The 24,378-nt window shown below is 73.0% G+C and carries 20 protein-coding genes; 10 read left to right on the top strand and 10 right to left on the bottom strand.

Annotated elements, in window-relative coordinates; translation table 11 throughout:
- Positions 1 to 34: 34 nt before the first annotated feature.
- From ACZ4EF_RS32520 to ACZ4EF_RS32510, 3 genes are all read right to left on the bottom strand, one after another.
- Positions 35 to 601 (bottom strand): type 1 glutamine amidotransferase domain-containing protein, encoded by a 567-nt coding sequence (locus tag ACZ4EF_RS32520; RefSeq protein ID WP_391046146.1) that lies wholly within the window; start codon positions 599 to 601, stop codon positions 35 to 37.
- Positions 602 to 861: 260 nt separating this feature from the next.
- Positions 862 to 1,512 carry a response regulator gene (locus tag ACZ4EF_RS32515; protein ID WP_391046147.1) on the bottom strand — a complete coding sequence of 217 codons (651 nt, stop codon included), beginning with the start codon at positions 1,510 to 1,512 and terminating at the stop codon, positions 862 to 864.
- Entirely contained in the window at positions 1,509 to 2,639 is a 1,131-nt protein-coding gene (locus ACZ4EF_RS32510) for a sensor histidine kinase (RefSeq protein WP_467507728.1), read from the bottom strand. The genes ACZ4EF_RS32515 and ACZ4EF_RS32510 overlap by 4 nt, the downstream gene beginning before the upstream one ends.
- Before the next feature lie 131 nt (positions 2,640 to 2,770).
- Between ACZ4EF_RS32510 and ACZ4EF_RS32505 the strand changes: the two genes are divergently transcribed.
- Together ACZ4EF_RS32505 and ACZ4EF_RS32500 are read left to right on the top strand one after the other, a co-directional pair.
- Positions 2,771 to 3,511, top strand: a complete 741-nt coding sequence (locus tag ACZ4EF_RS32505; protein WP_467507726.1) for a class I SAM-dependent methyltransferase — start codon at positions 2,771 to 2,773, stop codon at positions 3,509 to 3,511.
- Positions 3,512 to 4,010: 499 nt separating this feature from the next.
- Complete coding sequence (locus ACZ4EF_RS32500) at positions 4,011 to 5,090, top strand: glycoside hydrolase family 25 protein (RefSeq protein WP_391162977.1); 1,080 nt, start codon at positions 4,011 to 4,013, stop codon at positions 5,088 to 5,090.
- Between the two features lie 194 nt (positions 5,091 to 5,284).
- Here the strand turns inward: ACZ4EF_RS32500 and ACZ4EF_RS32495 are convergent, their stop codons facing one another.
- From ACZ4EF_RS32495 to ACZ4EF_RS32475, 5 genes are all read right to left on the bottom strand, one after another.
- Positions 5,285 to 5,656 (bottom strand): hypothetical protein, encoded by a 372-nt coding sequence (locus ACZ4EF_RS32495; RefSeq protein ID WP_467507724.1) that lies wholly within the window; start codon positions 5,654 to 5,656, stop codon positions 5,285 to 5,287.
- Positions 5,657 to 5,846: 190 nt separating this feature from the next.
- Positions 5,847 to 7,160 carry a dihydroorotase gene (locus ACZ4EF_RS32490; protein WP_467346208.1) on the bottom strand — a complete coding sequence of 438 codons (1,314 nt, stop codon included), beginning with the start codon at positions 7,158 to 7,160 and terminating at the stop codon, positions 5,847 to 5,849.
- A 29-nt stretch (positions 7,161 to 7,189) separates the two neighbouring features.
- Positions 7,190 to 8,485 (bottom strand): Zn-dependent hydrolase, encoded by a 1,296-nt coding sequence (locus tag ACZ4EF_RS32485; RefSeq protein WP_391046157.1) that lies wholly within the window; start codon positions 8,483 to 8,485, stop codon positions 7,190 to 7,192.
- The gene (locus ACZ4EF_RS32480; RefSeq protein ID WP_467345911.1) at positions 8,482 to 9,762 is read right to left on the bottom strand and encodes a hypothetical protein; all 1,281 of its coding nucleotides are present in this window, start codon (positions 9,760 to 9,762) and stop codon (positions 8,482 to 8,484) included. Before ACZ4EF_RS32480 ends, ACZ4EF_RS32485 begins: the two co-directional genes overlap by 4 nt.
- Positions 9,759 to 10,724 (bottom strand): IclR family transcriptional regulator, encoded by a 966-nt coding sequence (locus ACZ4EF_RS32475; protein WP_391046162.1) that lies wholly within the window; start codon positions 10,722 to 10,724, stop codon positions 9,759 to 9,761. The genes ACZ4EF_RS32480 and ACZ4EF_RS32475 overlap by 4 nt, the downstream gene beginning before the upstream one ends.
- Positions 10,725 to 11,079: 355 nt before the next feature.
- On the opposite strand from ACZ4EF_RS32475, the gene ACZ4EF_RS32470 reads away from it, so the two are divergent.
- The 8 genes from ACZ4EF_RS32470 to ACZ4EF_RS32435 are packed head-to-tail and all read left to right on the top strand — an operon-like array spanning position 11,080 to position 20,452.
- Positions 11,080 to 12,177, top strand: a complete 1,098-nt coding sequence (locus tag ACZ4EF_RS32470; RefSeq protein WP_355342656.1) for an ABC transporter permease — start codon at positions 11,080 to 11,082, stop codon at positions 12,175 to 12,177.
- Positions 12,174 to 13,109 carry an ABC transporter permease gene (locus tag ACZ4EF_RS32465; RefSeq protein ID WP_391162970.1) on the top strand — a complete coding sequence of 312 codons (936 nt, stop codon included), beginning with the start codon at positions 12,174 to 12,176 and terminating at the stop codon, positions 13,107 to 13,109. The genes ACZ4EF_RS32470 and ACZ4EF_RS32465 overlap by 4 nt, the downstream gene beginning before the upstream one ends.
- Positions 13,106 to 14,002, top strand: coding sequence for an ABC transporter ATP-binding protein (locus ACZ4EF_RS32460; RefSeq protein WP_467507721.1), 897 nt, complete (start codon positions 13,106 to 13,108; stop codon positions 14,000 to 14,002). The genes ACZ4EF_RS32465 and ACZ4EF_RS32460 overlap by 4 nt, the downstream gene beginning before the upstream one ends.
- On the top strand, positions 13,999 to 15,099 hold the full coding sequence (locus ACZ4EF_RS32455; protein WP_467507720.1) for an oligopeptide/dipeptide ABC transporter ATP-binding protein: 1,101 nt from the start codon (positions 13,999 to 14,001) through the stop codon (positions 15,097 to 15,099). The genes ACZ4EF_RS32460 and ACZ4EF_RS32455 overlap by 4 nt, the downstream gene beginning before the upstream one ends.
- Positions 15,089 to 16,741: an ABC transporter substrate-binding protein gene (locus ACZ4EF_RS32450; protein WP_467507718.1), complete on the top strand. Its 1,653-nt coding sequence runs from the start codon at positions 15,089 to 15,091 to the stop codon at positions 16,739 to 16,741. The genes ACZ4EF_RS32455 and ACZ4EF_RS32450 overlap by 11 nt, the downstream gene beginning before the upstream one ends.
- Positions 16,738 to 18,177 (top strand): amidase, encoded by a 1,440-nt coding sequence (locus ACZ4EF_RS32445; protein WP_402711537.1) that lies wholly within the window; start codon positions 16,738 to 16,740, stop codon positions 18,175 to 18,177. Before ACZ4EF_RS32450 ends, ACZ4EF_RS32445 begins: the two co-directional genes overlap by 4 nt.
- The gene (locus ACZ4EF_RS32440; RefSeq protein ID WP_467507715.1) at positions 18,174 to 19,391 is read left to right on the top strand and encodes a ring-opening amidohydrolase; all 1,218 of its coding nucleotides are present in this window, start codon (positions 18,174 to 18,176) and stop codon (positions 19,389 to 19,391) included. Before ACZ4EF_RS32445 ends, ACZ4EF_RS32440 begins: the two co-directional genes overlap by 4 nt.
- The gene (locus tag ACZ4EF_RS32435; RefSeq protein WP_467507713.1) at positions 19,388 to 20,452 is read left to right on the top strand and encodes a hypothetical protein; all 1,065 of its coding nucleotides are present in this window, start codon (positions 19,388 to 19,390) and stop codon (positions 20,450 to 20,452) included. The genes ACZ4EF_RS32440 and ACZ4EF_RS32435 overlap by 4 nt, the downstream gene beginning before the upstream one ends.
- A 254-nt stretch (positions 20,453 to 20,706) precedes the next feature.
- Here ACZ4EF_RS32435 and ACZ4EF_RS32430 read toward each other — a convergent pair whose 3' ends face one another.
- Together ACZ4EF_RS32430 and ACZ4EF_RS32425 are read right to left on the bottom strand one after the other, a co-directional pair.
- Positions 20,707 to 22,668, bottom strand: coding sequence for a hypothetical protein (locus tag ACZ4EF_RS32430; protein ID WP_467507712.1), 1,962 nt, complete (start codon positions 22,666 to 22,668; stop codon positions 20,707 to 20,709).
- Between the two features lie 323 nt (positions 22,669 to 22,991).
- Positions 22,992 to 24,371 (bottom strand): PP2C family protein-serine/threonine phosphatase, encoded by a 1,380-nt coding sequence (locus ACZ4EF_RS32425; RefSeq protein ID WP_401719149.1) that lies wholly within the window; start codon positions 24,369 to 24,371, stop codon positions 22,992 to 22,994.
- Positions 24,372 to 24,378: the final 7 nt, after the last annotated feature.

Below are 24,378 nucleotides of genomic sequence, written 5' to 3'. Positions count from 1 at the left end.
CGGCGGGGGCGGGTCGCCCCAGGGCTTGACGGGCTCAGGGCGCCGGGACGAGGGCTGCGTCGACCTCGCGGAGGAAGTCGTCCAAGTCGTCGGGCGTGCGCGAGGTGATCAGCGTCCAGCCGTCGGCGGTGTCGCTCACCACGGGCTTGTCCACCCACGCGCCGCCGGCGTTGCGGATGTCGGTGCGCAGGGACGCGTAGGAGGTGAGCGTCTTTCCGCGGACGAGATCGGCCTCGACCGCGAGCCACGGGCCGTGGCAGATCGCCGCGACGGGGCGCTTGGCCGACGCGAAGGCCCGTACGGCCCGCACGGCCGTTTCGTCCTGCCGGAGGCTGTCGGCGTTCAGCGTGCCGCCGGGTACGAGCAGCAGGTCGTACGCCGTGACGTCCGCCTTTTCCAGGGTCAGCGTCGGCTGCACGGTTTTGCCGGGGTCCTTGTCGCCGACGAGCGTCCGGATCGGCTCGTCGGACACGGCCGCGACGTCGACTCTTGCGCCCGCCGCCCGCAGGTGTTCCACGGGGACGACGAGTTCGTCCTGCTCGACGCCGTAGTTCGTCACGATCGCCAGAACGCTCCGGTCCTTGAGATTGCTGACCGCCATGGCGGTTCCTTCCTTACGCGCTTCTTGTGCTGGTGGCCCCCCGGGCTCGATGTGCGGCTACCCCTTCACCAGCTTTAATGCCTCGAAATGCTCACCGATTTGCCCGAATGGCGCGATATTGCGGCGATCCGGGTGGTCGGACGTCCTCCGGGACTCCCCTCGCGGGCACGCGGCCGAGGGCGGAGGGAGAACGACGCCCGGTGCGCGGGACGCGGCGGCCCCTCCCCCGGACGGCCGCGCTGGACCTCACGGCTCACGGCTCACGGCGCGAGGCCGGCGTCGCGGGCCAGGAGTGCGGCCTGCACGCGGTTGGTCACGCGCAAGGTGGTCAGGATGCGGCTGACGTGGGATTTGACGGTGCTCTCCCGCATGCCGAGCGCGTTCGCGATGTCGGCGTTGGTGTCCCCCTCGGCGAGCAGGGCCAGCACGTCCTTCTCCCGCGGGGTCAGAGGGTCGATCCGCGTCCGGGCCTGGGCGGCCCGAGGCCGGTTGGTGCGGTGGTAGCAGTCGATGAGACGGCGGGCGGCGGCGGGATGGAGCAAGGCGGAGCCGGCGGCGACGAGGTGGACGGCGCGCAGGATCTCGGCGGGGTCGGTGTCCTTGAGCAGGAAGCCGTCGGCACCCGCGGCCAGCGCGTTGTAGACGTACTCGTCGAGGTCGAAGGTGGTCAGCGAGATGACCTTGGGCGGGTGGGGCAAGGCGCGCAACCGCTTGGTGGCGACGATGCCGTCCATGCGGGGCATCCGGATGTCGACCAGGGCGATGTCGATGCGGTGGGCGGTGGCCTGCTCGATGGCGTGGAGCCCGTCAGCGGCCTGGGCGACGACCTCGATGGCCTCGTCGCCGTCGAGGAGGTCGGTCAGTCCGAGGCGGACGAGTGCGTCGTCGTCGACGACCATGACGCGGATCATGCGCGGGGACCGTTCGGCGCGGCGGCGCGGTGCGGTATCCGGGCGGCCAGCCGCCAGGACCCGCTGCCGCCGGGCCCGGCATTCAGGTGTCCGCCGAGTGCTTCGACCCTCTCGCGCAGCCCGACAAGGCCGAACCCCGAGGGCGCCGTCGCCTCGCCGCGCCCGCCGGGAGTGTTGGTGACCTCGACGACGGTGGCGGGCGGCCCGTAGTCGATACGGACGCGGACGGGGGCGTCGGCAGCGTGTTTGCGGGCGTTGGTCAGGGCTTCCTGGACCAGGCGGAAGACCGCCAGCCTGTGGGCCGACGGGGCCTGTTCCGGCCTGCCCTCGATGACGGTGTCGATGTGCTGCCCGGCCGTCCGCGCCTGCCCGATCATCTCCTCGACATCACGCAGGACCGGCGCCGGCCGTTCGGCACCGTGGGGGACGTCGGTGGTGCGCAAGGCGCCCAGCACGTCACGCAGGTCGGTCAGGGCATGGGTGGAGGCGGTGCGCAACAGGGTGAGGCGGTGGACGAGTGCGGCGGGCAGGACGTCCTTCCTGGCAGCGAGCACGCCGGTGTGCAGGGCGATCAGGCTGAGCTGGTGGGCGAGTACGTCGTGCATCTCGGCGGCGATGGCGGAACGCTCGGCCATGCGTACGGCCTGCTCGCGCAGTTCCCGCTCGGTCCGCAGATGCTCCACCTGTGTGTTCAGCGCCCGCACCAGGCGTCGCCGACTGCCCATCCACAGCCCTCCCACCACCGCCAGCACCGTGGAGCCGTACTGCTGCGGGCGCCACAGGGAGACCGCCGGGTGGAGCACGGCGCTCACCGAGAGCGCCACAGCCGAACAGGTCACAGCCGCCACGACGTGCCGGTGCGCGGCGAGGTCGAACAGGGCGAGCAGGAGCAGCGGCAGCAGCGGCCATCCCCACACCCCCGCCGCCGCTGTGGTCACCACCGGAGCGAGCCACCAGGGCGCCCGGCGCAGCAGCGCCAGTCCGCACACCACAGCCGCCGCACCGCCGGCAGGCGCGTACCGGCCTTCAGCGCTCAACGCCTCGTTCCGGAAAGCCGCCAGAGCCAGCAACGCCACCAAGCCGTAGCGGCCGTAGACCGCCCACCCCTGCCCCTGTTCCCCGTTCACCCGCAGAGCGTGGCACGCGCCCGGATGCCTGTCGTCCGACGTTCGGCTACGCCGACCTCCACCTTTGGTAGGGGAGGACGGCCGCACAAGGGAGGATATGCGCGGCTGAAGGCGTCTCTAGCGTCTCGGACATGGACGACTGGACCACCTCACATCACCGTGCCCCCGGGCGGCGCAAAGCGGAGAGCTGGATGTTCCTGCTCGAAGCGGCCCGCGATCTGCGCACCACCGGCGCCATCGCTCCCAGCAGCAAGGCTCTGGCCCGTCTGCTCACTGATCCCGCGGGCGAATACGGAGCGCGGCCCCTGAACGTCCTGGAGGCGGGCGCGGGCACCGGCTCCGTCACCCGCACGCTCCTCCCCCGCCTCTCCCCGGGCAGCAGCCTGGACATCGTCGAGGCCAACTCCCGCTTCGCCTCCCAACTGCGACGCCTCGTCAGCTCCCATCCGCTTCCGGCGGACGGGAGCGAACGGATTCGCGTCCATCACGCCTTCGTCGAACAGCTCGACACCGACCGGCGCTACGACGTGATCGTCTCAGGGCTGCCGTTCACCAACTTCACCCCGGCGCACGTCACGACGATCATGGACCGGTACATCGAACTGCTGCGGCCCGGCGGCACGCTCACGTACTTCGCCTACCGCGGCACCCGCTACGCCCGCGCCCTGACCGCCACCCGCCGCGAAGCCCGCCGCCACCGCGCCGTCGAAGAGGTCCTCGCGGGATACCAGGACCAGTACGCCACCGGCTGCCGGACCGTGTGGGGCAACCTGCCCCCGGCGAGGGTCTGGCGGCTGCGCCGACCCGCCGACGTGTCCGCCCCGGCGGCGGCGTCGCCCGTCGCCGCCGTGACGTCTCGGCCAACTCCCTGACCGGAGAGCCCAGTTGGCGCGTCGCCGGATCGTCGCGTCATATCCCGCGACCGCCAACGCCCGTTCCGCCCGCGGAAGCGACCGGAGCCGGCCCCGCAAAGGGCCCTCGAACGTACAGGGGTCTCCCGCCGGTTGATCGAGGCACCCGAGGATGAGCGTGAGGCCCGCCTCGAACGCCTCCTCGTGAGTGACGACGGGGACATCGTCCGGCGCCCCCGCGTCCGCCTGCTCCTCCAGCACGACCTGCCGACCGCGCTGGCGAACTACGACCGCGTCCTGCGGCCCTTCGTGGACTCGAGGGCTCCACGGCCCGCCCCGCCCGCGCCCTCCACCGTGACCGTAGGAATCGCCAACTCGCCTCGCTCCCGCGCTAGTTCGGAAATCCAGAACTCTGCCCGAGCCCCGTCTTCGCAGGGGCGCGAGGAACTGCGCGGACCCAATCGTGGGTAGGGAACGAAAGTTCGACAGCCCCTCTCGTCCCCACCGTCACGGAGGAAACATGCGCAGGAGAACGCTGATACGCGCCCTCGCCGTAGGCACGCTCGCCCCGGCAGGTCTGGGACTGGGCGCACGAAGCGCGTCCGCCGCGGCCGATTCGTACGGAATCGACGTCGCGACCACCCAAGGCGGCATCGACCTCGCGCTCGCCCGCAACCAGGGCCAACAGTTCGCCATCGCCAAGACCGGCGGCAGCCAGCTCAGCGAGGGACCGTACGTCAGCCCGTACTACACGGCCCAAGTGGACAGCGCGCGAGCTGCCGGACTGCGGGTCGGCCACTACTGGCTGTCCGGCGACTTCCAGGCGCCGACGGACGCGGCGAACTACTTCGTCGACCACCTGCACGACTACCGGCAGGGCGACGTACTGGCCCTGGACGACGAAGTGCTGGACGACTCCACCGGGTTGTGGAACGACGGCCAGGTCGCCGCCTGGTTCCGGCAGGTGCAGGCCAGGGTCGGTACGTGCGTGCCCTGGTTCTACATCGGCGCCGCGAATCTGCGCGGCGGCAGTTGGGGCCAGACGATCGCCACCGGGGCCAAGCTGTGGGTGGCCGCGTACGGCTCCAACAACGGTACGCGGCAAGGCGAACCGGAGCTGGGCGGCGCGTACCCGGACTGGGCGGTCCACCAGTACACCTCCGTGGGCTCCATCGGCGGCATCCGGAACGTGGACCACAATCTCGCTCGCGGCTCGGCGTTCGATCTGGTCGCTCCGGGCAGCGGGGGCGGAGGAGGGGGCGGCGGAGGCGGAGGTCTGCCGAAGACCACGACGGAGCAGGACGGCATCCCGGGACCGGTGTTCTGGAGCCGCGCGCAGAAGTGGCTGTCCCTCACCTCGGGTTACACCGGCCCGGTCGACGGCGTGCCCGGCGTCAACACCTACGCGGCCCTCCAGCGGTACCTGAAGGCGCACTTCGGCTACGCCGGTCCCGTCGACGGGGTGCCCGGCGTCAACACGTACGCCGCCTGGCAGCGGCTCGCCGCGCAGTGGGGCTACACCGGCCCGATCGACGGCGTGATGGGCCCCAACTCCTGGCGCGGCGTGGCCCGTTTCCTCAATCAGAACGCCTGGGACTGACCCCTCGCGCGGGGGGCTCCCCCGGACCCCTCAAGACCCGACGTACCGGCCAGCGCCACTGGGGCGGCCGGTATGTCGGGCGGGGAACGGTGATCTCCGACAACGCGTCAGCGAAGAACGCCAGAGCCGGTCGCGGAACCCGCCCTCCGAGTCCCGCCCGTGCCGGTCTGCGCATGACCCGGATCGGTGACGCATCAGGCGGGGACGAAGAGAGCCTCGTGGGCCCCGTCGAGGATGAACCCGTTGTCGAAGCGGACCCGCACGCTCACGAGAGGCGGCTGTTCCTGGAAGGCGGTCCACGCGGGTTCCAGAGAGCCGACCTTCTCTTCGAGCTGCCTCCTGCTCTCCGTCGGCATCTCGCCTCCGAAGGCGTCGAGCAGCGACTTGAGCCGCTCGTACTCGCGCACCTCGTCGCTCTCGTCCCGGTGGGCGACCACCCGCTCGACGGCCCCGCCTGTGCCCGCGGCCAAAGACAGGAACCCGATCACGACCCCCGACACCTCCGCCGAATCGGTCAGTCTGGTGTCCGCTGCCAGCACCACCCGCTGGCCCGCCTTCAGAGTCATCCGCTCCCCATCTCCGCCGCTCCGGCTACGTCGCTTCCATCCGCCCGGTCGCTCACGACACGGGCCCCTTCGTGGAACCTACGGGCACCGTAATACGGCATCCGCACAACGCCGTCCCCGGCGAGGCAACGCCGCTGCCAGTGGGCCGAGTCCTCCAGGCGCTGATGTCGCGGGAGTGGCCGGATCCGGGTCACCGCGGAGACGAAGGAGGCTCCGCGAGCGGGCTGCTGCGTTGCGGCGGGCTCATGGGCGTGACGGGGTCGGGGGTGAGGCTGCCGTGGGTGGGGCGGCCTTCCAGGACGGTCAGGGTGACTCTGTGTGCGAAGTCCCGACCGTGGAAAGGGGAGTTGGCCGACCGGCTCAGCCAGGTGGCGGGCTCGGCCCGCCATGCCTGCGGCCGGACGACACAGAAGGTCGCCGGTTCGCCGACCGCGACCGGGCGGCCCGCGAGGTGGGCGATCCGGCCGATCGCGGCCGGGGCCGTGGACATCACACGCGCCACCGCGGTCCAGTCCACCGCCCCGGTGGCCGGGTCCGCGAACACCTCGGCCACCACCGGCAGCGCCGTCTCCAACGAGGTCAGGCCGAAGGCGGCGCTGAGCCAGGAACAGGTCTTCGTTCGAGCCGGGTGCGGAGCGTGGTCGGTGGCGACGACGTCGATCGTGCCGTCGCGCAGCGCCGCGCGCACCGCGGCCACGTCGGTGGCCGACCGCAGCGGCGGGTTGACCTTCAACGCCGGTCCCCGCTCGGCGGCTTGGGTGTCGGTGAGCATCAGGTGATGGGGCGTCACCTCGGCGGTCACTGACAGGCCCTCGCGTTTGGCGGCCCGTACCAGCGCGACGGAACCCGCCGTGGAGACATGACAGATGTGCAGCCGTCCACCGGTGGCGGCGGCGAGCGCCAGGTCCCGGCCGATCACCGTCTCCTCCCCCGCGCCCGGCCAGCCGGGCACGCCGAGACCGGCGGCGACCGGCGCGTTGACGACTCCGTCGCGGACGATGGCGGCGCTCTGCGCGTGCTGGGCGAACGCGGTGCCGTACCGGGCCATCGCCGTCAGCAGTTCCAGGACCAGATTGTCGTCGTTCACGCACTTGCCGTCGTCGGAGAAGACCGTCACCCCGGCCGCCGCCAACGCCGCCACGTCCACGATCGCCTCTCCGGCCAGCCCGGCCGTCGCCGCCGCCACCGGGTGGACGCGTACGCCGAGCCCCCGGGCCCGCCGCCGTACCTCCCGTACTCGCGCGACGGTGTCCGTCACCGGTGAGGTGTTCGCCATCGCGAAGACGTCGGTGAACCCTCCGGCCGCCGCCGCGGCGGCCCCGGACGCCAGCGTCTCCGCCTCCTCTCCGCCCGGCTCCCGCAGATGCGTGTGCAGATCGACCAGCCCGGGCAGCACCGTCCCGCCTGTCGGCTCCCCGGCCACCGCGTCCACGGACCGGATCACCCCGTCCTCGACAGTCAGGTCGAAGACCCCCGTCCGCCCGGCGACGCCGACCCGCTCCACCCGCCATGTCCCGTGCCCCGGCGTCGTGTTCACGAGGTGCCGTCGAGCCGGTGGAGGGCGGCGAGGAGAGTACGGACGCCCGAGGCGATCTGGGACGTAGGGGTGAACTCGGCGGGGACGTGGCTGAGTCCGTCGTCGCTGGGGACGAAGAGCAGGCCGGTCGGGATGACATGGGCGATCTGCTGCGCGTCGTGGCTGGCGCCGCTGGGCAGGACGCGGTACGGGAGGCCCAGGGAGGCGCAGGCATGGCGGATGTGGTCGGCGACCCAGCCCGGCAGGATGACCGGTGAGGTATCGGCGATGACCTCCGTGGTGAGCGCGACCCCGTGGTCTCGGGCCAGCGCGGCGAACTCGGCGGCCAGGGTACGGGCGGTGTCGCGCTGGCGGACGGAGTCCACGTCGCGTACGTCGACGAAGAACTCGACCGACCCCGGGACCGTGGTGATCGAGCCGGGCTCGACGCGGAGCCGGCCGACGGTGACCCGTACGCCGTGGTGCCGGGGGTCGCGGGCGAGCCGGTCGCCCAGCACCACGCACTCGGCGGCGGCCACCAGGGCGTCGCGCCGCAGGTGCATGGGGGTGCCGCCGGAGTGGGTGGCGCGGCCCTCGGCCCGCACCCGCAGCCGGGTGCTGCCGGAGATCACGTCGACCACGCCGAGGTCGACCCCCTGCGACCGCAGCACCTCGCCCTGCTCGATGTGGAGTTCGACGAAGGCGAACCACTCCTCGGGCCGCCAGCGCGACGCGTCCACCAGGTCCGGCCGCAGCCCGACTGCGGCCATCGCGTCGGCCATCGTCACCCCGTCGCGGTCGGTGAGCCCCGCGAGATCCGCCGCGCCGGTCAGCCCGGCGGCCATCCGGCTGCCGTTGCACGCCTGCCCGAACCGCGCGCCCTCCTCGGCCGCGAACGCCACGAACCGCCACGGTCGACGGTGCGCGGCCTCCTGCCGGACCACGATCTCGGCGACCTCCATGGCCGCGACGACGCCCACGATGCCGTCGAAGCCGCCGCCCTGCGGCACGGTGTCCAGATGCGAGCCGGTGCCCAGCGCGCGTGCGTCGCCGGAGCCCGTGTTCGGCCCGGCGGGCGGCAGTTCCGCCACGGTGTTGCCCGCGTGGTCGGTGGTGACCGTCAGCCCGAGGGCCGTCATGTGGGCGGCGAACACCGCGTGCGCCTGGCGTTCCAGCGGGCTGTACGCCAGGCGCGTGCAGCCGGGCCCCGGTTCGGTGAGCGCGGCGAAGCCCGCCAGATGAGCGTCGATCCGCCCGAGGTCGACCCCGTCGAGCAGGTCGGCGGTCGCCGGCTGGGCCGTCCCGGTGCTCACGCTTCGTCCCTGTCGTGGCCGGTGCGGCCGTTGTCACGGTCGGCTCCGCCGTTCCCGGGGCTGACCACGTCCACGCCGTCGGGGGCCGCCCCGAGGAGCGGGGCGAGCGAGCAGACGGCGACGACCCGGCCGCCGTGACCGGTCACCGCCCTTACCAGCGGCGCGAGTTCGGCTCCGGGGCCGCCGCTGTCGACGCCGCCCCGGGCGACCACGACCGTGCGTTCGCCGGGCAGCACGTCCTCCACGATCAGCCGTCCGAGGTCCTCGACCACGACCCGGCGCGGCAGCCCGAGGGTGTGGGCGACCACGTGGGCGAGCAGTACGTCGGCGGTCGCGTTCCAGCTCACGACGGCCTCGGGGTGGTAGCGGGCGGCCAGTTCGGCCAGCGCCGCGCCCGCCCGTTCCACGGTGGCGGGGTCGTCGGCGAGCAGAGCGGCACCGGCGCCCGTCGTCGAATCCGCGGGCTCCGCGGGGGACTTGGCGGCCGGAGTCGGCGGGGCGGGGGGATGCGGAAGGGGGCTGGTGGGCATGGCGCTCTCCTGTCGGGTCGTACGGTTCTCCTGCCGGGCGGTGGGTTTCGGGGCGGGGCCGGCGGGTCCGGCGAGGGCTGCGGGGCCCGCGGGGGTGACCCCTTCGAGCGGGCCGAGAGACCCGACGGGTGCGTAACCGGTCGCCGTCCGCCGTACGAGGGCGGTGTGGAGGCCGAGGCCGGCGGGCGGTTCCCCGGACGGCGCGACCACCACGGCCGCGCTGTGCGGCAGGGCTCCGGCCTCGCGCAGCAGCGGCAGCGCTCCGGCGGCCGAGGCGGCGTCGACGGCGATCACGACGACCGTCTCGCCCGGGTGGATCACGCCGAATGGCGGGGCGCCCGCGACGAGGGCCGCGAACGGCAGTCCCGTCTCCAGCGACACTGCCGCGCCCAGAGCCTGGGCGCCGGGCCCCGCCGCCACCAACCGGTCGGCGGTGGCGGGGACTTCGGCGGCCAGGGCGGCGGCGAGCCGGCGCAGCAGCGCGGGCCGGTCCAGCCAGCCCGAGCCACTCCCCCGGTCGCCGACAGCGTCACCGGCGGCGGCGTCACCTGCGGCGTACCCGGCCGCGGCCAGGTCCCCGGCCAGCTCGTCCGCCAGCACTCCCGGGGCCCGGTCGAGACCGGGAAGCACCCGGGCTCCGACCCGCGACCGGCTTTCCGCCACGCCGCGCGATGCGACCGCCTCCGCCCCGGCCGCCGCGACCACCGGCGCCGCGGAGACCGCCCCGGCTCCCGCTTCCGCCGTCATGGCCGGTCCCCTCCCGCGAAGGAGGGCCGCGGGACGAAGACGTCCGGCGACGTGCTGTCGGCCTGCATCAGTGCGACGAGCTGCTCCTGGGTCGGGTCCGGCGCGAAGGGCCGCTCGTACCCCTGCTCGCGCGACAGCGCCTGCGCCGCGTCCAGCACGATCCGTGCCTTGACCGCACGGTCGGCCGGATCGGCGACCCGCGACCAGGCCGCGCAGACGGTGACGGCCGAGCTGACCCGTCCGGACGGACCGCTGCGGACCGGCGCGGAGACCGCCCAGACGCCCTCGTCGAGTTCGTTGTCGCACACGTCGAAGCCCCGCTGGCGGACCACGGCGAGGTGGTCGATGAGCCGGTTGATCTCCCGGACGGTGCCGGAGGTGAAGGACGCGCGGGGGTAGGACGACAGCAGCGTCTCGACGAAGGCCGGGTCCTGGTAGGCGAGGATCGCGCGGGCCGAGGCGGCGGCGTGCAGCGGCACCTCCTGGCCGAGCCTGACGAACAGCCGCAGCGGGCGCTTGGTGCCCGCGATGGACACCGCCACCACCCGGCCGTCGATCAACTGGGTGAGCACCACGCTCTCCCCGCACCGCCGTTCGGCCTCCACCAGCGCCGAGGGCGGCTGGATCACGAACGGCTCGTAGTCCTCGACATGGCCGAGTTCGAGCGCGTTGGGGCCGAGCACGTACCGCTTGGTGGTGGGCGACCGGCTGACGAAGCCGGTGTGCTCCAGGGTGCTCATCACCCGGTGCATGCTGCCGACGGGGATCTCCAGTTGCTGGTGGAGCTGCTGGAGGGTGAGGCCCTGGCGGTACGCGGACAGGTGGGTGAGCACCGACAGGGCCCGCACCACCACGTGCATCGGCTTGTCTGCGCCCGACCGCTCCGGACCCGGCTTGTCCGAACCCGCCGTCTCCGCAGCGGACTTGTCAGACCGTGGTCGCTGGGCGCCGGTCTTCTTCATGAGGTGTCCCCATCCCGTTGATCCCGCAGATCGCCTGGATCGCATCGTCGCGCAGGTCGCGTCCGTCCCGCTGGTCGCCGCTGGATCCCTTGGATTTCCCCGCCGTTACCGCTGAGGTGTCGGCGAGAGTCATTCCGTAACACGGAATCAACATATCGGCTCCGCACCACTGGAGTATCGGAGCCTCACCGGCCCCCTGTCAATGACACTTCCTCAGACTGCGCAGCGGGAATACCGATTCGCAAGGTCATCGGGCACGAAACCCTTGACAGCCGGACCGGGGCCTTCCAATACTGTCGAATCCGCAGTGCGGAATATTCGTTTCCGTCTCACGGAAATAAGGGAAGGGGGGTTGATGACCGTCTCCGACATCGAGGTGGCCGTACCTCCGGCCGCCGCCAGGCCGCCGAACCGGTCCCCGTCCCGTGGCCTGCTGCCACGAGGCGCCCTGCTGCTGGTCGCCCGCAAACTGGGCGGCGCGGTGCTGGTCGTCTGGGGCGTGGTCACCTTCACGTTCGTCGTGGCCCGCGTCGTGGCGCCGGACCCGACGGGCCTGCTGGTACCGCCCGGGGCGAGCGAGGAGGTCCGGGCCCAGGTGCGGTCCTCCCTCGGCCTGGACCACAGCATCCCTCGCCAGTACCTCATCTACCTGCGCGATCTGCTGCACGGCGACCTCGGTACGTCCTTCGGCACCGGCCGCGCCGTCAGCGCCGACCTGACCAGCAGGCTCCCCGCCACGCTGGAGTTGGCCGTACCCGCCCTGATCATCGGCGTCCTGCTCGGCACCGCGCTCGGCGTGATCAGCGCGGTCCGCCGGGGCAAGGCCGCCGACCACGCGATCCGGGTGGTCACCGTGGCGGCGCTCGCGATGCCGCAGTTCTGGCTCGGCCTGGTGCTGTTGTCGCTGTTCTTCGTCCGGTTCGGCATCCTGCCGGGACCCATCGGCCGACTGCCCGCGGGCCTGGCGCCGCCGCCCGGCGTCACCGGCAGCTACGTCATCGACGGGCTGCTGGCCGGGCAGTGGGACACCGTCCGGCAGGCCCTGCTCCAACTGGTGCTGCCCTGCGTCGTCCTGGTCTGCGGCATCTTCGCCCCCATCACCAGGGTGGCCAGGTCCGGCATGGTCGAGGCGCTGCGCAGCGAATACGTCAGGACCGCGCACGCCTACGGTTTCAGCCGGTCCCGTATCTACCGCAGCTACGCGCTCCGCAACGCGCTGCTCCCGGTGATCACCATGATCGCCGGCGGCGTCGCCTTCGCCTTCACCGGCGCGGTGCTGGTCGAGGGGGTCTTCGGCTGGCCGGGCATCGGCCAGTACGCGCTGACCGCCGTCCAGCAGTCCGACTTCCCCGCGCTCCAGGGCTTCGTGCTCTACGCGGCCGTCGTATACGTCGCCCTGTACGCACTGGTCGATCTCGCCTACTCGCTGGCCGACCCGAGGATCCGCTCATGACCGCCCCGGCCCCCGTGCCCTCCGCCGACCTGACCGCCGCCCCCTCAGCGGGCCCGCCCGCGGGGCCCGGCGGCCCGGTCCAGGACCGGCGCCCGTCCGGCCGTCGGCTGACCCGCCTGCTGCCCGGCGCCGGCGGCGCCGACTCGCTGACCGTACGCCTGGGCCTCGGCCTGATGGCCGTGCTGCTGGTGGCCGCCGCGGTCGGCAGGATCTGGACGCCGTACGACCCCGAGCAGCCCGGCGTGGGGCTGCCGTACCAGTCCCCGGGCGGGAAGCACTGGTTCGGCACCGACCAGGCGGGGTCCGACGTCTTCTCCAAGACGCTCGCCGCCACCTGGACCGACCTGTGGCTGACCCTGGTGGCGGTCGCCATCGCCTTCGTGATCGGCAGCCTGCTCGGCGCGGTCGCCGGGTACTGGGGCGGCTGGGCGGACGCGGTGATCATGCGGGTCACCGAGATCCTCCAGTCCTTCCCCGCGCTGCTGCTGGCGTTGCTGCTGGTCACCACGCTCGGCTCGGGCCTGGCCAATGTGATCGTCGTGGTCGCCTTCGTCGGACTGCCCGGCTATCTGCGGCTGCTGCGCGCGGAGGTCAAGGGCCGCAAGTCGTGGGAGTTCGCCGAGGCCGCCGTGCTGGCGGGCAACAGCGGACGGCGTGTCCTGGCCCGGCACCTGGTGCCCAACGGCCTCACCCCGCTGGTGTCCTACGCGGCGGTCAACGCCGCCTGGGTGGCGATCGTGGTCTCCAGTCTCGGCTTCGTCGGCGTCGGGATCGAACCCGGCAGCCCGGAGTGGGGCTCGATGATCGCGGGCGGCAAGGACTCCCCGGACGCGTACTGGATCTCGCTGTTCCCCGGCGTCTGCATTCTGCTGCTCGCCGCCGCCTTCTACCTGCTCGGCGACGGCCTGCTGGAACGGGAGGACGACCGATGAGCGCCACCTCCGGCGCGGCCGTACAGCCGTCCGCGCCCCTGGCCGACGGAGCCGGGAACGCGTCCGGCGCCGAACCCGGCGTCCCGCTGCTCACGGTGGCCGGCCTGTCCGGCGCCTTCCGCTCCGGGCACGGCGACCGGGCGCGCGCCGTCCAGGTGCTGCGCGATGTGAGCTTCGAGCTGCCGCGCGGGCAGATCACCGCGATCGTCGGCGAGACCGGCAGCGGGAAGTCGCTGACCGCGCTCACCGTGATGGGACTGTGCCCGCCCCGGCTGTCCGTCGAGGGCTCCATCCGCTTCGACGGGAAGGAACTGCTGGGCCTGGACGAGGCCGGTTACCGCGGACTGCGCGGCGGCCAGATCGCGATGGTCTTCCAGGACGCCCGCTCCTCGCTCAACCCGGTGCTCACCGTCGGCCGCCAGCTCACCGACGTGGCCCGGCTCCACCACGGCCTCGGCAAACGCGCGGGCCGCGCACTGGTGGCCGAGACGCTGGCACGCGTCCGGATCCCCGACCCCGTGCGGCGGATGGCGCAGTACCCGCACCAGTTCTCCGGCGGCATGGCGCAGCGGGCGATGATCGCGATGGCACTGCTGTGCCGCCCCCGGATGATGCTGCTGGACGAGCCGACCACCGGGCTGGACGTCACCACCCAGGCCGACGTGATGGAACTTGTCGTGGAGCTGGCCCGGCAGGACGGGCTCACCGTGTGCCTGGTCACCCACGACCTGGGCGTCGTCGGCGAGACCTGCGACCGGGTGGTGGTGATGCGGGGCGGCACGGTGATCGAACAGACCGCCGCCGAGGACTTCTTCCGGGCTCCGCAGGCCGACTACTCCCAACTCCTGCTGGCCGCCAACCGCGTTGACGACGACTCTGGGAGGCCGTCATGACCGCGTCCGCCGTACCCGCTTCTTCCGCCTCAGTCAAAGCCTCCGCCGCCGACTCGGCCGCCGTCGGCGCGTCCGCCCCGGCCGGGTCCGAACCGGTCCTCCAAGTGGACGGCCTCCGGACGGAGTTCACCGTCCGCAGCCGGGGCCTGCGGCACACCCTGCGCGCCGTGGACGGCGTGGACCTGGTGCTGCGGCCGGGCGAGACGCTGGCCGTCGTCGGGGAGAGCGGCTCGGGCAAGTCCACGCTGGCCCGGTCGATCCTGCGGTTGGTCGAACCGGCCGCGGGCCGGGTGACCGTCGCCGGGCGCCCGCTGTCGTCCTTCCGCGACCGGCGCGAGGTGTACCGGGACGTGCAGATGGTCTTCCAGGACCCCCGCTCCTCCCTCGACCCCCGGCAGAAGATCCGCTCGATCCTGGACGAGCCGCTGCGGCTGCACCTGCGGATGCCCGCGCCTCGGCGTGAGGCCCGAATCCGTGAGCTGCTGGCCTCAGTTGAGCTGTCCGAGGACCTCCTGGACCGGCGGCCGGCCGCGCTCTCCGGCGGTCAGCGGCAGCGGATCGGCATCGCCCGCGCGCTGGCCGTCCAGCCCAGGGCCGTCATCCTCGACGAGCCCACCGCCTCGCTCGACGCCTCCACCCGGGGCGTCGTGCTGGACCTGCTGGCCCGCCTCCAGCGCGAGACCGGCATCGCCTACCTGCTGATCTCGCACGACCTCCAGGCCGTACGCCGGATCGCGCACCGCGTGCAGGTGATGTACGTGGGCCGGGTCGTGGAGTCCGGCACCACCGAGGAGGTGCTGCGCCGTCCCGCTCACCCCTACACCCGCGCGCTGCTGGACGCCGCCCCGGTCGCCGCGTACGGCGGCCACACCCGCGCCATCCGGCTCAGCGGCGAGAACCCCGGCCCCTTCGACCTGTCCGCCGGCTGCGCGCTGGCCCCCCGCTGCCCGTTGGCGGAGGAGTCCTGCACGGCCGGTAGGCCCCCGCAACTGTCCTTCGGCGGCACGCACGACGCCGCCTGCCCCATCACCCACCGACAGGTCAGCGCCGACCTCTCGGCCGCGCGAAGAGAGAGGCAAGACTCAGATGACCAGTAGATCTCCGCGGCGCGCCCGGCTGTTGGCCGGTACGGCCGCGGTCGCGGTCGCCGCCGTCCTGACGGCCTGTTCGTCCTCGGCAGGCACCACCGGACAGAGCGCCGCCAAACCGCCCGCGGCGCTGGTCGCCGCCTGGCCGAGCGACATCTCCACCATGGACCCGGGCAACGTCAACACCGACCAGGACAAAGAGCTGGCGATGAACGTCTACCAGAACCTGGTGGGCTACAAGACCACGGCCCAGGGCGGCCACTCCGCCTCCAGCGGCCTCGCCGCCGCACCCGCCCTCGCCTCCTCCTGGACCATCGCCGGGGACACCGTCACCTTCACTCTCCGCGACGGCCTGAAGTTCTACCCCAGCGGCAACCCGGTCACCGCCAAGGACGCCGTCTGGTCGCTCCAGCGGGCGCTGAAGCTCAACGGCGCCGTCGAGCTGAACAACAGCGGTGTCTTCGACGCCGCGCAGATCACCGCCCCCGACGCCACCCACGTCGCCATTCGCTACCAGGACAGCGCGGGCAAACCGATCAAGGCCAGCGAGGTCAACATCGCCACGCTGCGCACCTGTTGGTACGGCGTCATCGACTCCGCCGCCGCCCTCAAGAACGCCGGCCCGTCCGACCCGATCGCCGCCGAGTGGCTGAAGAGCCACGTGGCGGGCAGCGGCCCGTACTACGTCAAGAGCCGGCAGACCGGCCAGTCGCTGAATCTCGCGGCGGTGCCCGGGGCGGCCCTGAACGCGCCGAAGTTCTCCGCCGTGACACTGCGCGTCGTCAACGATGGCAATGTGGCGGGCCTGTTGCGCGGCGGCAGCGTCAACATCGCCCAGTACGGCCTGAGCCCCCGGGACGCGACCTCGCTGAAGTCGGCCGGCTTCAACGTCCAGCACGCCAACACCTCCAGCTACCTCTACCTCCAACTCGCCTCCGACGCGGGCCCGTTCAAGAACCCGCTGGTGCGGCGCGCCGTCGCCGAGGCACTCCCGTACGACGCGCTGGTGAAGAATGTCTACTACGGCCAGGCCGAGCGTGCCGACTCCTACGTCTCCGCCGGCGCCCCCGGCTACAGCGCCGCGTGGAAGGACTACGGCGACGCCGCGAAGGCCAAGAGCCTGATGGCGCAGGCCGGGAACCCGTCGGTCTCCACCAAGCTCCGCTACCCCAGCGAGAACACCGACTTCGCGACCGCCGCCCAGCTCATCAAGAGCGCGCTCAAGCCGATCGGCGTCGACGTCACCCTGCAGCCGCAGACCTCGGCCGCGCTGATCACCTCGATCATCGGCCGCGCCACCGCCAAGACCGGCGGCAGCGCCGACGACGGCATGGTGCTCACCACGCTGTCGACGTACGTGGAGGACGCCAAGACCCCGGTGAAGCTGTGGACCGTGACCGGCGGGGTCGTGAACTTCTCCCGCACCAGCATCCCGGAGATCGACCGGCTCCAGGGCGAGTTCGCCATGGCGGCGCCGAGCCCGGCGCGTGACCAGGCGTACGAGAAGATCCAGCAACTCGCCGCGCAGGACGCCGCGTATCTGCCGCTGGTGGTCACCGGCCGCACCCTGGTCAGCGCCTCAGGGGTCTCCGGCCTGACCTTCACCCCGGAGCCCGTGACCCTCTACTGGACGCTGGAGCCCAAGAAGTGACGGCCGGGCAGGCCGGGCCGTCGACCGGGGAGTCCGGCTCCGAGCCGTTGTGGCGCCGCTCGGCGCGGCAACTCGCCGCCTCCTATGCCGAAGGCTCGGCCACGCCCGCCGAAGTGCTGGAAGCGGTGGTCGAGCACGCCGAGCAGGTCGACCGGCGTCTGAACGTCTTCGCCCACCGCGCCTTCGACGCCGCCCGGCGGTCCGCCGCCGCCAGCGGTGAACGGTGGCGCGCGGGAACCCCGTTGAGCGCGTACGACGGCGTGCCGCTCACGGTCAAGGACAACATCCCGGTGGCCGCGATGCCCTGCGCCTGGGGCAGCCGGCTCTACGCCGACCGCACACCGGAGCGCGACGAACTGTGCGTCGGACGGCTGCGGGCCGGCGGCTGGGTGATCCTCGGCAAGAGCAATGTCTCGGAGTTCACCCTCGGTCTCGGCAATGTCAGCACCCTGCTGCACGGCACCACCCGCAACCCGTGGAATCCCGCGCTCACCACCGGCGCGTCCACCGGCGGCGGCGCGGCGGCGGTGGCCGCGGGCGTCGGGCCGGTGGCGCTGGGCACCGACGGCGGCGGCTCGATCCGCTGGCCGGCCGGGTACTGCGGGCTGGTCGCGCTCAAGCCGACGCTGGGCCGGGTCGCCCGGCTCGACGGCCTGCCGACCGTGCTGCACGACCTGGAGGTGATCGCACCAGCCGCCCGTACGGTGGCGGACCTGTCCGCGCTGCTCGGGGCGGTGGCCGGGCCCGACGCGCGGGACCGCCGTTCGCTCGGTGTGCCGGACGGCCCCGCCTTCCGCGGCCGGTCGCTGCGGATCAGGATGGTGGGGCGGTTCGGCGACTATCCGGTCGAACCGGAGATCACCGCGTCGCTGACGGCCGCGGCCGACCGGCTCAGCGCGCTCGGCCACCGGGTGGAGACCGGCGAAGTGCCCTTCGACTTCGGCCGGTTCGACACCCACTGGCGGACCATCGGCACCACCGGCCTGGCCTGGCTGATGCGCCGTCACCCGGACTGGCGCGCGGCGGTCGGCGACATCTACCCGCCGATGGTCGAGCACGGCCGCTCGTTGAGCGCCGCGGACTACGTGGACGCGCTCGACGCCTTCCGTGATCTGTTCGCGCAGCTCGCCGACTTCTTCACCGGCACCGACCTGCTGCTCACCCCGGTCGCCGGGGCGATGCCCTGGGCCGCCGACCAGCTCGCCCCGCCCTACCAGCGGGTGTTCACCGGCATCGCCAACGCCACCGGTGTGCCCGCTCTCAGCCTGCCGGGACCGCCGTCCCCGGCCGGCCTGCCGATCGGTTTCCAGCTCGTCGGCCCGTACGGCGCGGACCGGGCGCTGCTGGACCTCGCATCCGACTACGAGGCCGCGTACGGCTGGGCCGACCGCTGGCCGGCTGTCGCCGCCCCCCTTCCGAAAGGCGCCCGAGCATGACAGTCAGGATCGACTCCTTCGACACCGCGGGGCCCGGTGACACCGACGGGCTGGTGGCGGTGCTCAGCGCCCACGACCCGGCACGGATACGGCGGCTCGCTCTGCTGGTGAAGACCGAGGGCAGCGCCGAGACCAACGACTTCTCACGCGAACTCGCGTCCTGGCGGGCCCGGGAGGCCGTGCTCGCGCACGGCGGCGGGGACCTGCTGGAACGCTCGGTGTTCCTGCACTCCACGGGCGCCGAGGGGGCGATGACGCCGTTCGGCTATCTCGTCGTCGAGCTGGACGACGCGGACGACGCGGACGGCGCGGGTGCCGCAGAGGCCGCTGCCGTGACGGACGACGCGGAGTCCACCGGCGGGGAGGCGGCCCCGGCTCCTCGCGGGGCGCCCGGCCCAGCGGGCACGCTCTGCGTGGGCATAGGGCGCAGCCGCCGGATCCGCGGTTCCGAGATCGGCTCGGCCGAACACGTCGCGCTGGCCGAGCAGGCCGTCGCGGAGGCCGTCGCGGACGCGGGTCTCGACCCCGCCGACGTCGCGCTGGCCGTCGTCAAGACGCCGCTGACCGCACACGACGAGCCCATGCGGGTCACCTCCGCCGAGGCCAAGGCGGTCGGCGCCCTCGGCGCGGCGCTCGCGCTCGGCGAGGTGGAGCGGGCCGACGTCGTCCCGGCCGCCTTCGGCCGTGACCTGACCCTGCACTCGCGCCGCACCATGGTCTTCTCCAGTTCGGAGGCCGCGTGTGTCGAGGTCCTGGTGTTCGGCAACCGCCCCGGCGCGGGCGGCGACCTCCGGATCGTCTCCGGACTGCTCGCCGACGTCCTGGACGCGCCCGGCATCCGCCGCGTCCTGGCCGCGGCGGGCACGGAGTTGACCGCCGACGGGACGGTACGGGAGCCGGGACAGGTCGCGGCTCTGCTGATCAAGGCGGGCAACCGGCGGGACGGCACTCTGCGTGGCGCCCGGACCACCGTGCTGACCAGCCAGTTGGACCCGGACAAGCACGTCCGGGCGATCATGAGCGGGGTGGCGGGAGCGGTGCTCGGCACCGGGCGGATGTTCATCTCCGCCAACTCCGTCCACCAGGCACCGGACGGGGGCGGCCTGTGCGTCGCGATCGTCGGACCGCCCGTCTCCGGCGCGCCGGCCACCGACGTGCCGCCGCGCGGCGTACCGGCTTCCGTCGCGGCCTCCCCGGCGGGTGGCGCCGTATGAGCCTGCCGACCCTGCCCATGGTGGGTGACGCCGACGTACGGTCGGTGATCACCGTCGCCGACGCGCTGGAGGTGGTCGAGGCCACCTACGCCGACTTCGGCGCCGACCGGCTCTCCCTGTCCGCCCCCACCATCACCCGGCTCGGCGTGAGCGGCGGCACGCGGGGCTTCGGCCTCAAGGGCGCGCTGCTCGACCGGTACGGGGTCGCCGGGGTGCGGGTCACCCCGACCCACACCGCCGGGCGCAACAGTTGGTGCCTGGTGCTGGAGACCGAGTCCGGCCGCCCGTTGGTCGCCGTCGAGGAGACCTGGCTGCACCGGCTGCGGACGGCGGCCTCCGCCGCCGTCGCCGCGCGGCTGCTGGCCCGGCCCGACAGCAAGGTGCTGACGCTGGTCGGTGCCGGACAGATCGCCGCCTTCGTCCCGGCCGCGTTCGCCGAGGCGTTCGCGCTGGAGGAGATCCGGGTGGTGGCGCGCACGGCCGGCTCCGCCGCCGACTTCGTCGCCCGGCAGCCCGTCGCACCGGGCGCCACCCTCACCCCGTACGACGGCCTGGACGCCGCCGCACCGGGCTCGGACATCGTCGTCGCCCTCACCTCGGCCCGCCAACCCGTCGTCCACCCGCGGCACTTCGGGCCCGGCGTCACGCTGCTCGGCCTCGGCGGCGGCGCGGAGATCGCGGCCGAGATCGTGACTGGGCCGACGCCGTACGGCACCCGGACCCCCGCCCCCGATGCCGCCGAGGCAGCCGGGTGCGGAAGCGTCGCGGGAGCCGTGCTCGCACCGGAGGCCACCGGGCACGGGACCGGGACGGCCGACCGCTTCTTCGTCGACGATCTCGGCTACGCCCGGGAGATCGGCTCGGTCGCCTCCTGGCTCGCGGCGGGCCTGCCCCCGCGGACCCTTGACGCCCGGCTCACCGGCTCCCTCCCCGCCGTCGCCGCCGGCTCCCTCCCCGGCCGCACGCACCCCGACGAGCGGGTCCTCGGCATCGTCCAGGGCGTCGCCGCCTGCGACGTGGCCCTGGCCTGCCTGACAATGCGCCGCCTCGGCATCGGCTGAACCGCCCCCGCTGATCCCGTCAGCGGGCGGCGCACCTCACGGAACACCGTCCCCGCGGGTCAGCGAGGCAGGCGACCGGGCACGGAGGCCGACCCTTCGGCCCCGGTCGCCGCCGTGGCGTCGCCCGGCCTCCGGCGCTGACGCGCGCGGCGTTCGCCCACCTGGACATGCCGACTCGGGGCTGGCCCACCACCTCTGAGTCGACCGGGCTCCGGACCGGCGGACGCGGGCCGGTGGTACCGGCCCGCGTCGGGTCAGCGCACGGTGACGGGCTTTGTGGTGGCCGCGCCATTGGTCCAGCCGCTGCGGTGGGCCGTGATCGTGACCGTGATCTTCCGGCCGCGGTCGGCCTTCACCAGGGCGTAGGCGGACTTGGTCGCACCCTTGATGGTCTTGCCGTTGCGCTTCCACTGGTACGTGTAGGAAGTGGCGGACGGCGACCAGGTGCCGCGGGCAGCCGTCAGCTTGTGACCGACCTTGACGGAGCCGGAGATCGACGGCGCGGTGGTGGTCTTCAGCGCGGGGCCGACCTCGACCTTCCGCGCGGGCGAGGTGGAAGCGACGGAGCCCGCGCCGTTGCTGACCGTGACCCGGCAGGACACCTTGTGGGCGTAGTCGGCAGAGGTGAGGACGCGGGTCTTGGCGGTGGCACCGGAGATGACCGCGCCGTCGCGCAGCCAGGCCAAGGCGGCCTTGGCGTTGGTGCCGTTCCAGGCGGCGGAGCAGGTGAGGGTGGAGCCGGTTCGGGCCGTTCCGCTCACCGCTGCGCTGGTGGTGATCTGTGGCTTGACCATCGACAGGGTCTGCGCCTCGGACCACACCTGGGAGGTGTAGCCGCCGCTGCCGACGTACTCGGCCTTGCGCCACAGCACCGTGGCCCGGCCGTCCGGTCCGGCAGCCACCTCGCCTGCGAGGGCGTCGGTGTTGGGGACGTCGACGACAGGTGTGCTGTTCAAAGCGGTGGCCTGGCTCCAGGTGCCGTCGGCGCGCACCGCCCACTCGAGGTAGTGGTCGTTGCCGTTGTCGATGCTCGGCACCTGCGGCCACACGACCTGCACGGTTCCGTCAGCGCCGATGGAGGCGTCCACCCGCCAGTTCACGTAGCCGGTGGACAGCGTCTTCGGCGCCGACCAGGTCCCGGTGCTCGCGGTACGGGTCACGGTCTGCACAATGGGGACACCGGCGGTGGGGCTCCAGCCCGTCCACACGTAGGTGACGTCACCGTTGGGCGCGGCCAACGGTTCGCTTCCGTCGCTGTAGTTGATGGCGGAAACGGCGGTCTGAGCTGCGCTCCAGCTACCCGAAGGAGCGGTGCGGGTGGCGGATTTGAGGTCGTTGGCGCCGTTGCGCCACAGCACGGTGGAGGCGTTCTTGGCGTCCATCGCCACCTGTACGTCGCTTGACGTGGCGTCGGTGCCGGGCAGCACGGAGGCACCGCTCCAACTGGACCGGGCCGAGGTGCGGGTGGCGGTGGAGACCGTGTGCTCGCCGGTGAAACGGTTGAGTTCATCCCAGACCGCGGTGGCGGCGCCGCCGGGGGCCACCGCGAGGTCGATGCTCCAGAGGGATCCGGTCGTGGTGGAAGCCAGCGTCCGGGGTGCGGACCACGCCTGGTCGCCGGGGGCGAGGGCGGCGGTTCTCACATCGTAGTTACGGTACCCGTCGCCCTGGTCCCATACGGCGGTGAAGGTGCCGTCGGCCGCCGCGGCCAGGCGGGGCGTGGACATGTCCAGGCCGTCCCAGGCGGCGAGGGTGGCCGGGGCGGACCAGGTCGCCGTGGCCGGGTTCCAGCCCGCGGCCAGGGCGACCAGCGAACCGTCCGTGCCACTGCCGTCCAGCCAGGACACCACGGCCCGTCCGTCGGCGCTCACGGCAAGGGCGGCCGCGGAATTCTCGGCACGCCCGGTCGCCAGGGTGTGCGGCGCACTCCATGTCGTGGTTCCGGCAGGCCGTACGGCGGTCCGGAAGTCCCAACCGGTGGCCCCGGCGGCCTTGTCCCGCCACAGCGCGAACGCGGCGCCGTCACCGGCCACCTGGACATCGATGAGAGTCTGCTGGCCGTCCGCTCCGGTCAGGGCGACGGCCGCGCTCCACGGTCCCGCCGACGCGGTGTACCCGGCGGCGGCCGAGGGAAGGGCGGTGCCCAACGAGACCGCGGCCACGGTGGCGGCGAGCGCCACGGCGGCAGTCTTCGGTGTGCGTATCTTCAGTGCCATTACGGCTCCTGTCTCAGGCGAGCGCTCTTGCGCCCGGCATGCTCGCGCACATCGGAGCGAGGCGGCACAGCACCGGTGGAAGGCACATGGCGCGGATGCCCTCATGCGGACCACGACGCCGCCACTCCCGCGCCGTGGTCATGATGACAGGACGGAGCAACGGACCACGATGCCGGGTGCTGGCAACCCTGTACGGCCCCCACGTCATCGCCGAAGTCGGCGGCAGGGGCCGTCGACACCGTCGATCGCCGGGGGTGCGGCGGGTCTCACCCGGCGGCACGGCCCGGCCCGGCCCCGGGCAGGACCACGGCCGACGGCGACACTCACCCCTCCGCTGGCGGCGGGGTGAGGCGGGTGGTGAAGACGATGATGTCGTCGTCGGGCTCGGCGCCGAAGGTGTCGAGCAGTTCCGAGCACAGGGCGTCGGGTTCTCGGGGGCCGGCCGCGGCGGTGGCGGCGAGGAGTTCGAGGCGTTTGTCCAGGATGCTGTCGCGGGTCTCGATGAGCCCGTCGGTGATCATGAGGAGTCGGCTGCCGGGTTCGACGGGGTGCGCGGTGGCGGGGGGATGGGGCAGGCCCAGGCCCAGCAGCGGGCCGTGTTCGGTCAGGTAGCGATAGGTGCCGTCGGGGTGGAGGAGCAGCGGCGGGAGATGGCCCGCGTTGGCGATACGCAGGCAGGCGTTGCCGGGCTCGACCAGCGCGATGCAGACGGTGGCGGTCCATCCGGGCCGATGAAGGCCCAGGAGGCGGTCGAGCTGCTCCAGCAGTACGTGCGGGGGGTGGTCCTGGGCGGCGTAGGCGCGCAGTGCGTGGCGGAGTTCGCCCATGACCATGGCGGCTTGCAGGGAATGGCCGACCACGTCACCGACTGCCAGGAGGAGCCCTCGGGAGGTGTCGACGGCTTCGTAGAAGTCACCGCCGATCTCGGCCGTGGTGGCGGAGGGCAGGTAGCGCACGGCGAGTTCGGCGCCGGGGACCTGTGGGAGGGTGGCGGGCAGGAACGTACTCTGCAGAGCCAGGGCGAGCTCGTGTTCCTGGCTGTAGCGCTCGACGACGTCTTTGTGCTCGACGGAGAGTTCCGCGTACATGGCCATGACGCCGGCGTTGGTCTCGGTCAGTTCGTCGTTGAGCCGTTCGAGTTCGTCGCGCTGGGCGTGTGCTTCCTGGAGTGAGGCGATCAGGTCGCGGGTCTGGGCCTGGAGGTCGTCGATCGCGCTGGCCGGGCTCGCGGACGCGAGGAGCGAGCGGACCTGCTCAATCCTCAGGTCGCGGGCGGCGAGTTCGGGGATCGGGCAGGCGATCTCGACGCGGCCGGGGCCCGACGGGGGCCGCGCGGGAGCGGCGGGGGCGGTCTCGTAACGCGTCTGGGGCAGCAGCCGGGTGACGGCCGTCAGCGACTCGCGGCTGGGGGCGCGGTCGTCGCCCCACTGCAACACGGTGAGGAGAACGGGCGGTTCCTGCCGCATGCTGAAGACCGCGGTCATCGGCGCCGGGCGGAGCAGGTCCCGGCCCGGTTCGCTCACCGCGGGGCGGAGCAGGTCCCGGCCCAGTTCGCTCACCGCGGTGGCCAGACGTACCTGGTCGCGGCTGTCCAGGCCGACCGCCTCGGTGATGGTCTTGGCGTGGCGGCGCAGCGCGAACACGTCCCGCTCGGTCCTGATGGGGGTGACCAGCAGGGGGGTCGGGCTGAGGCGGTCGGACACGGGCGGG

Source organism: Streptomyces sp. NPDC025721 (genome assembly GCF_055558595.1).
Note: the sequence above shows the minus strand (reverse complement) of the source record. Positions and strands in the feature narration are given on the sequence as shown.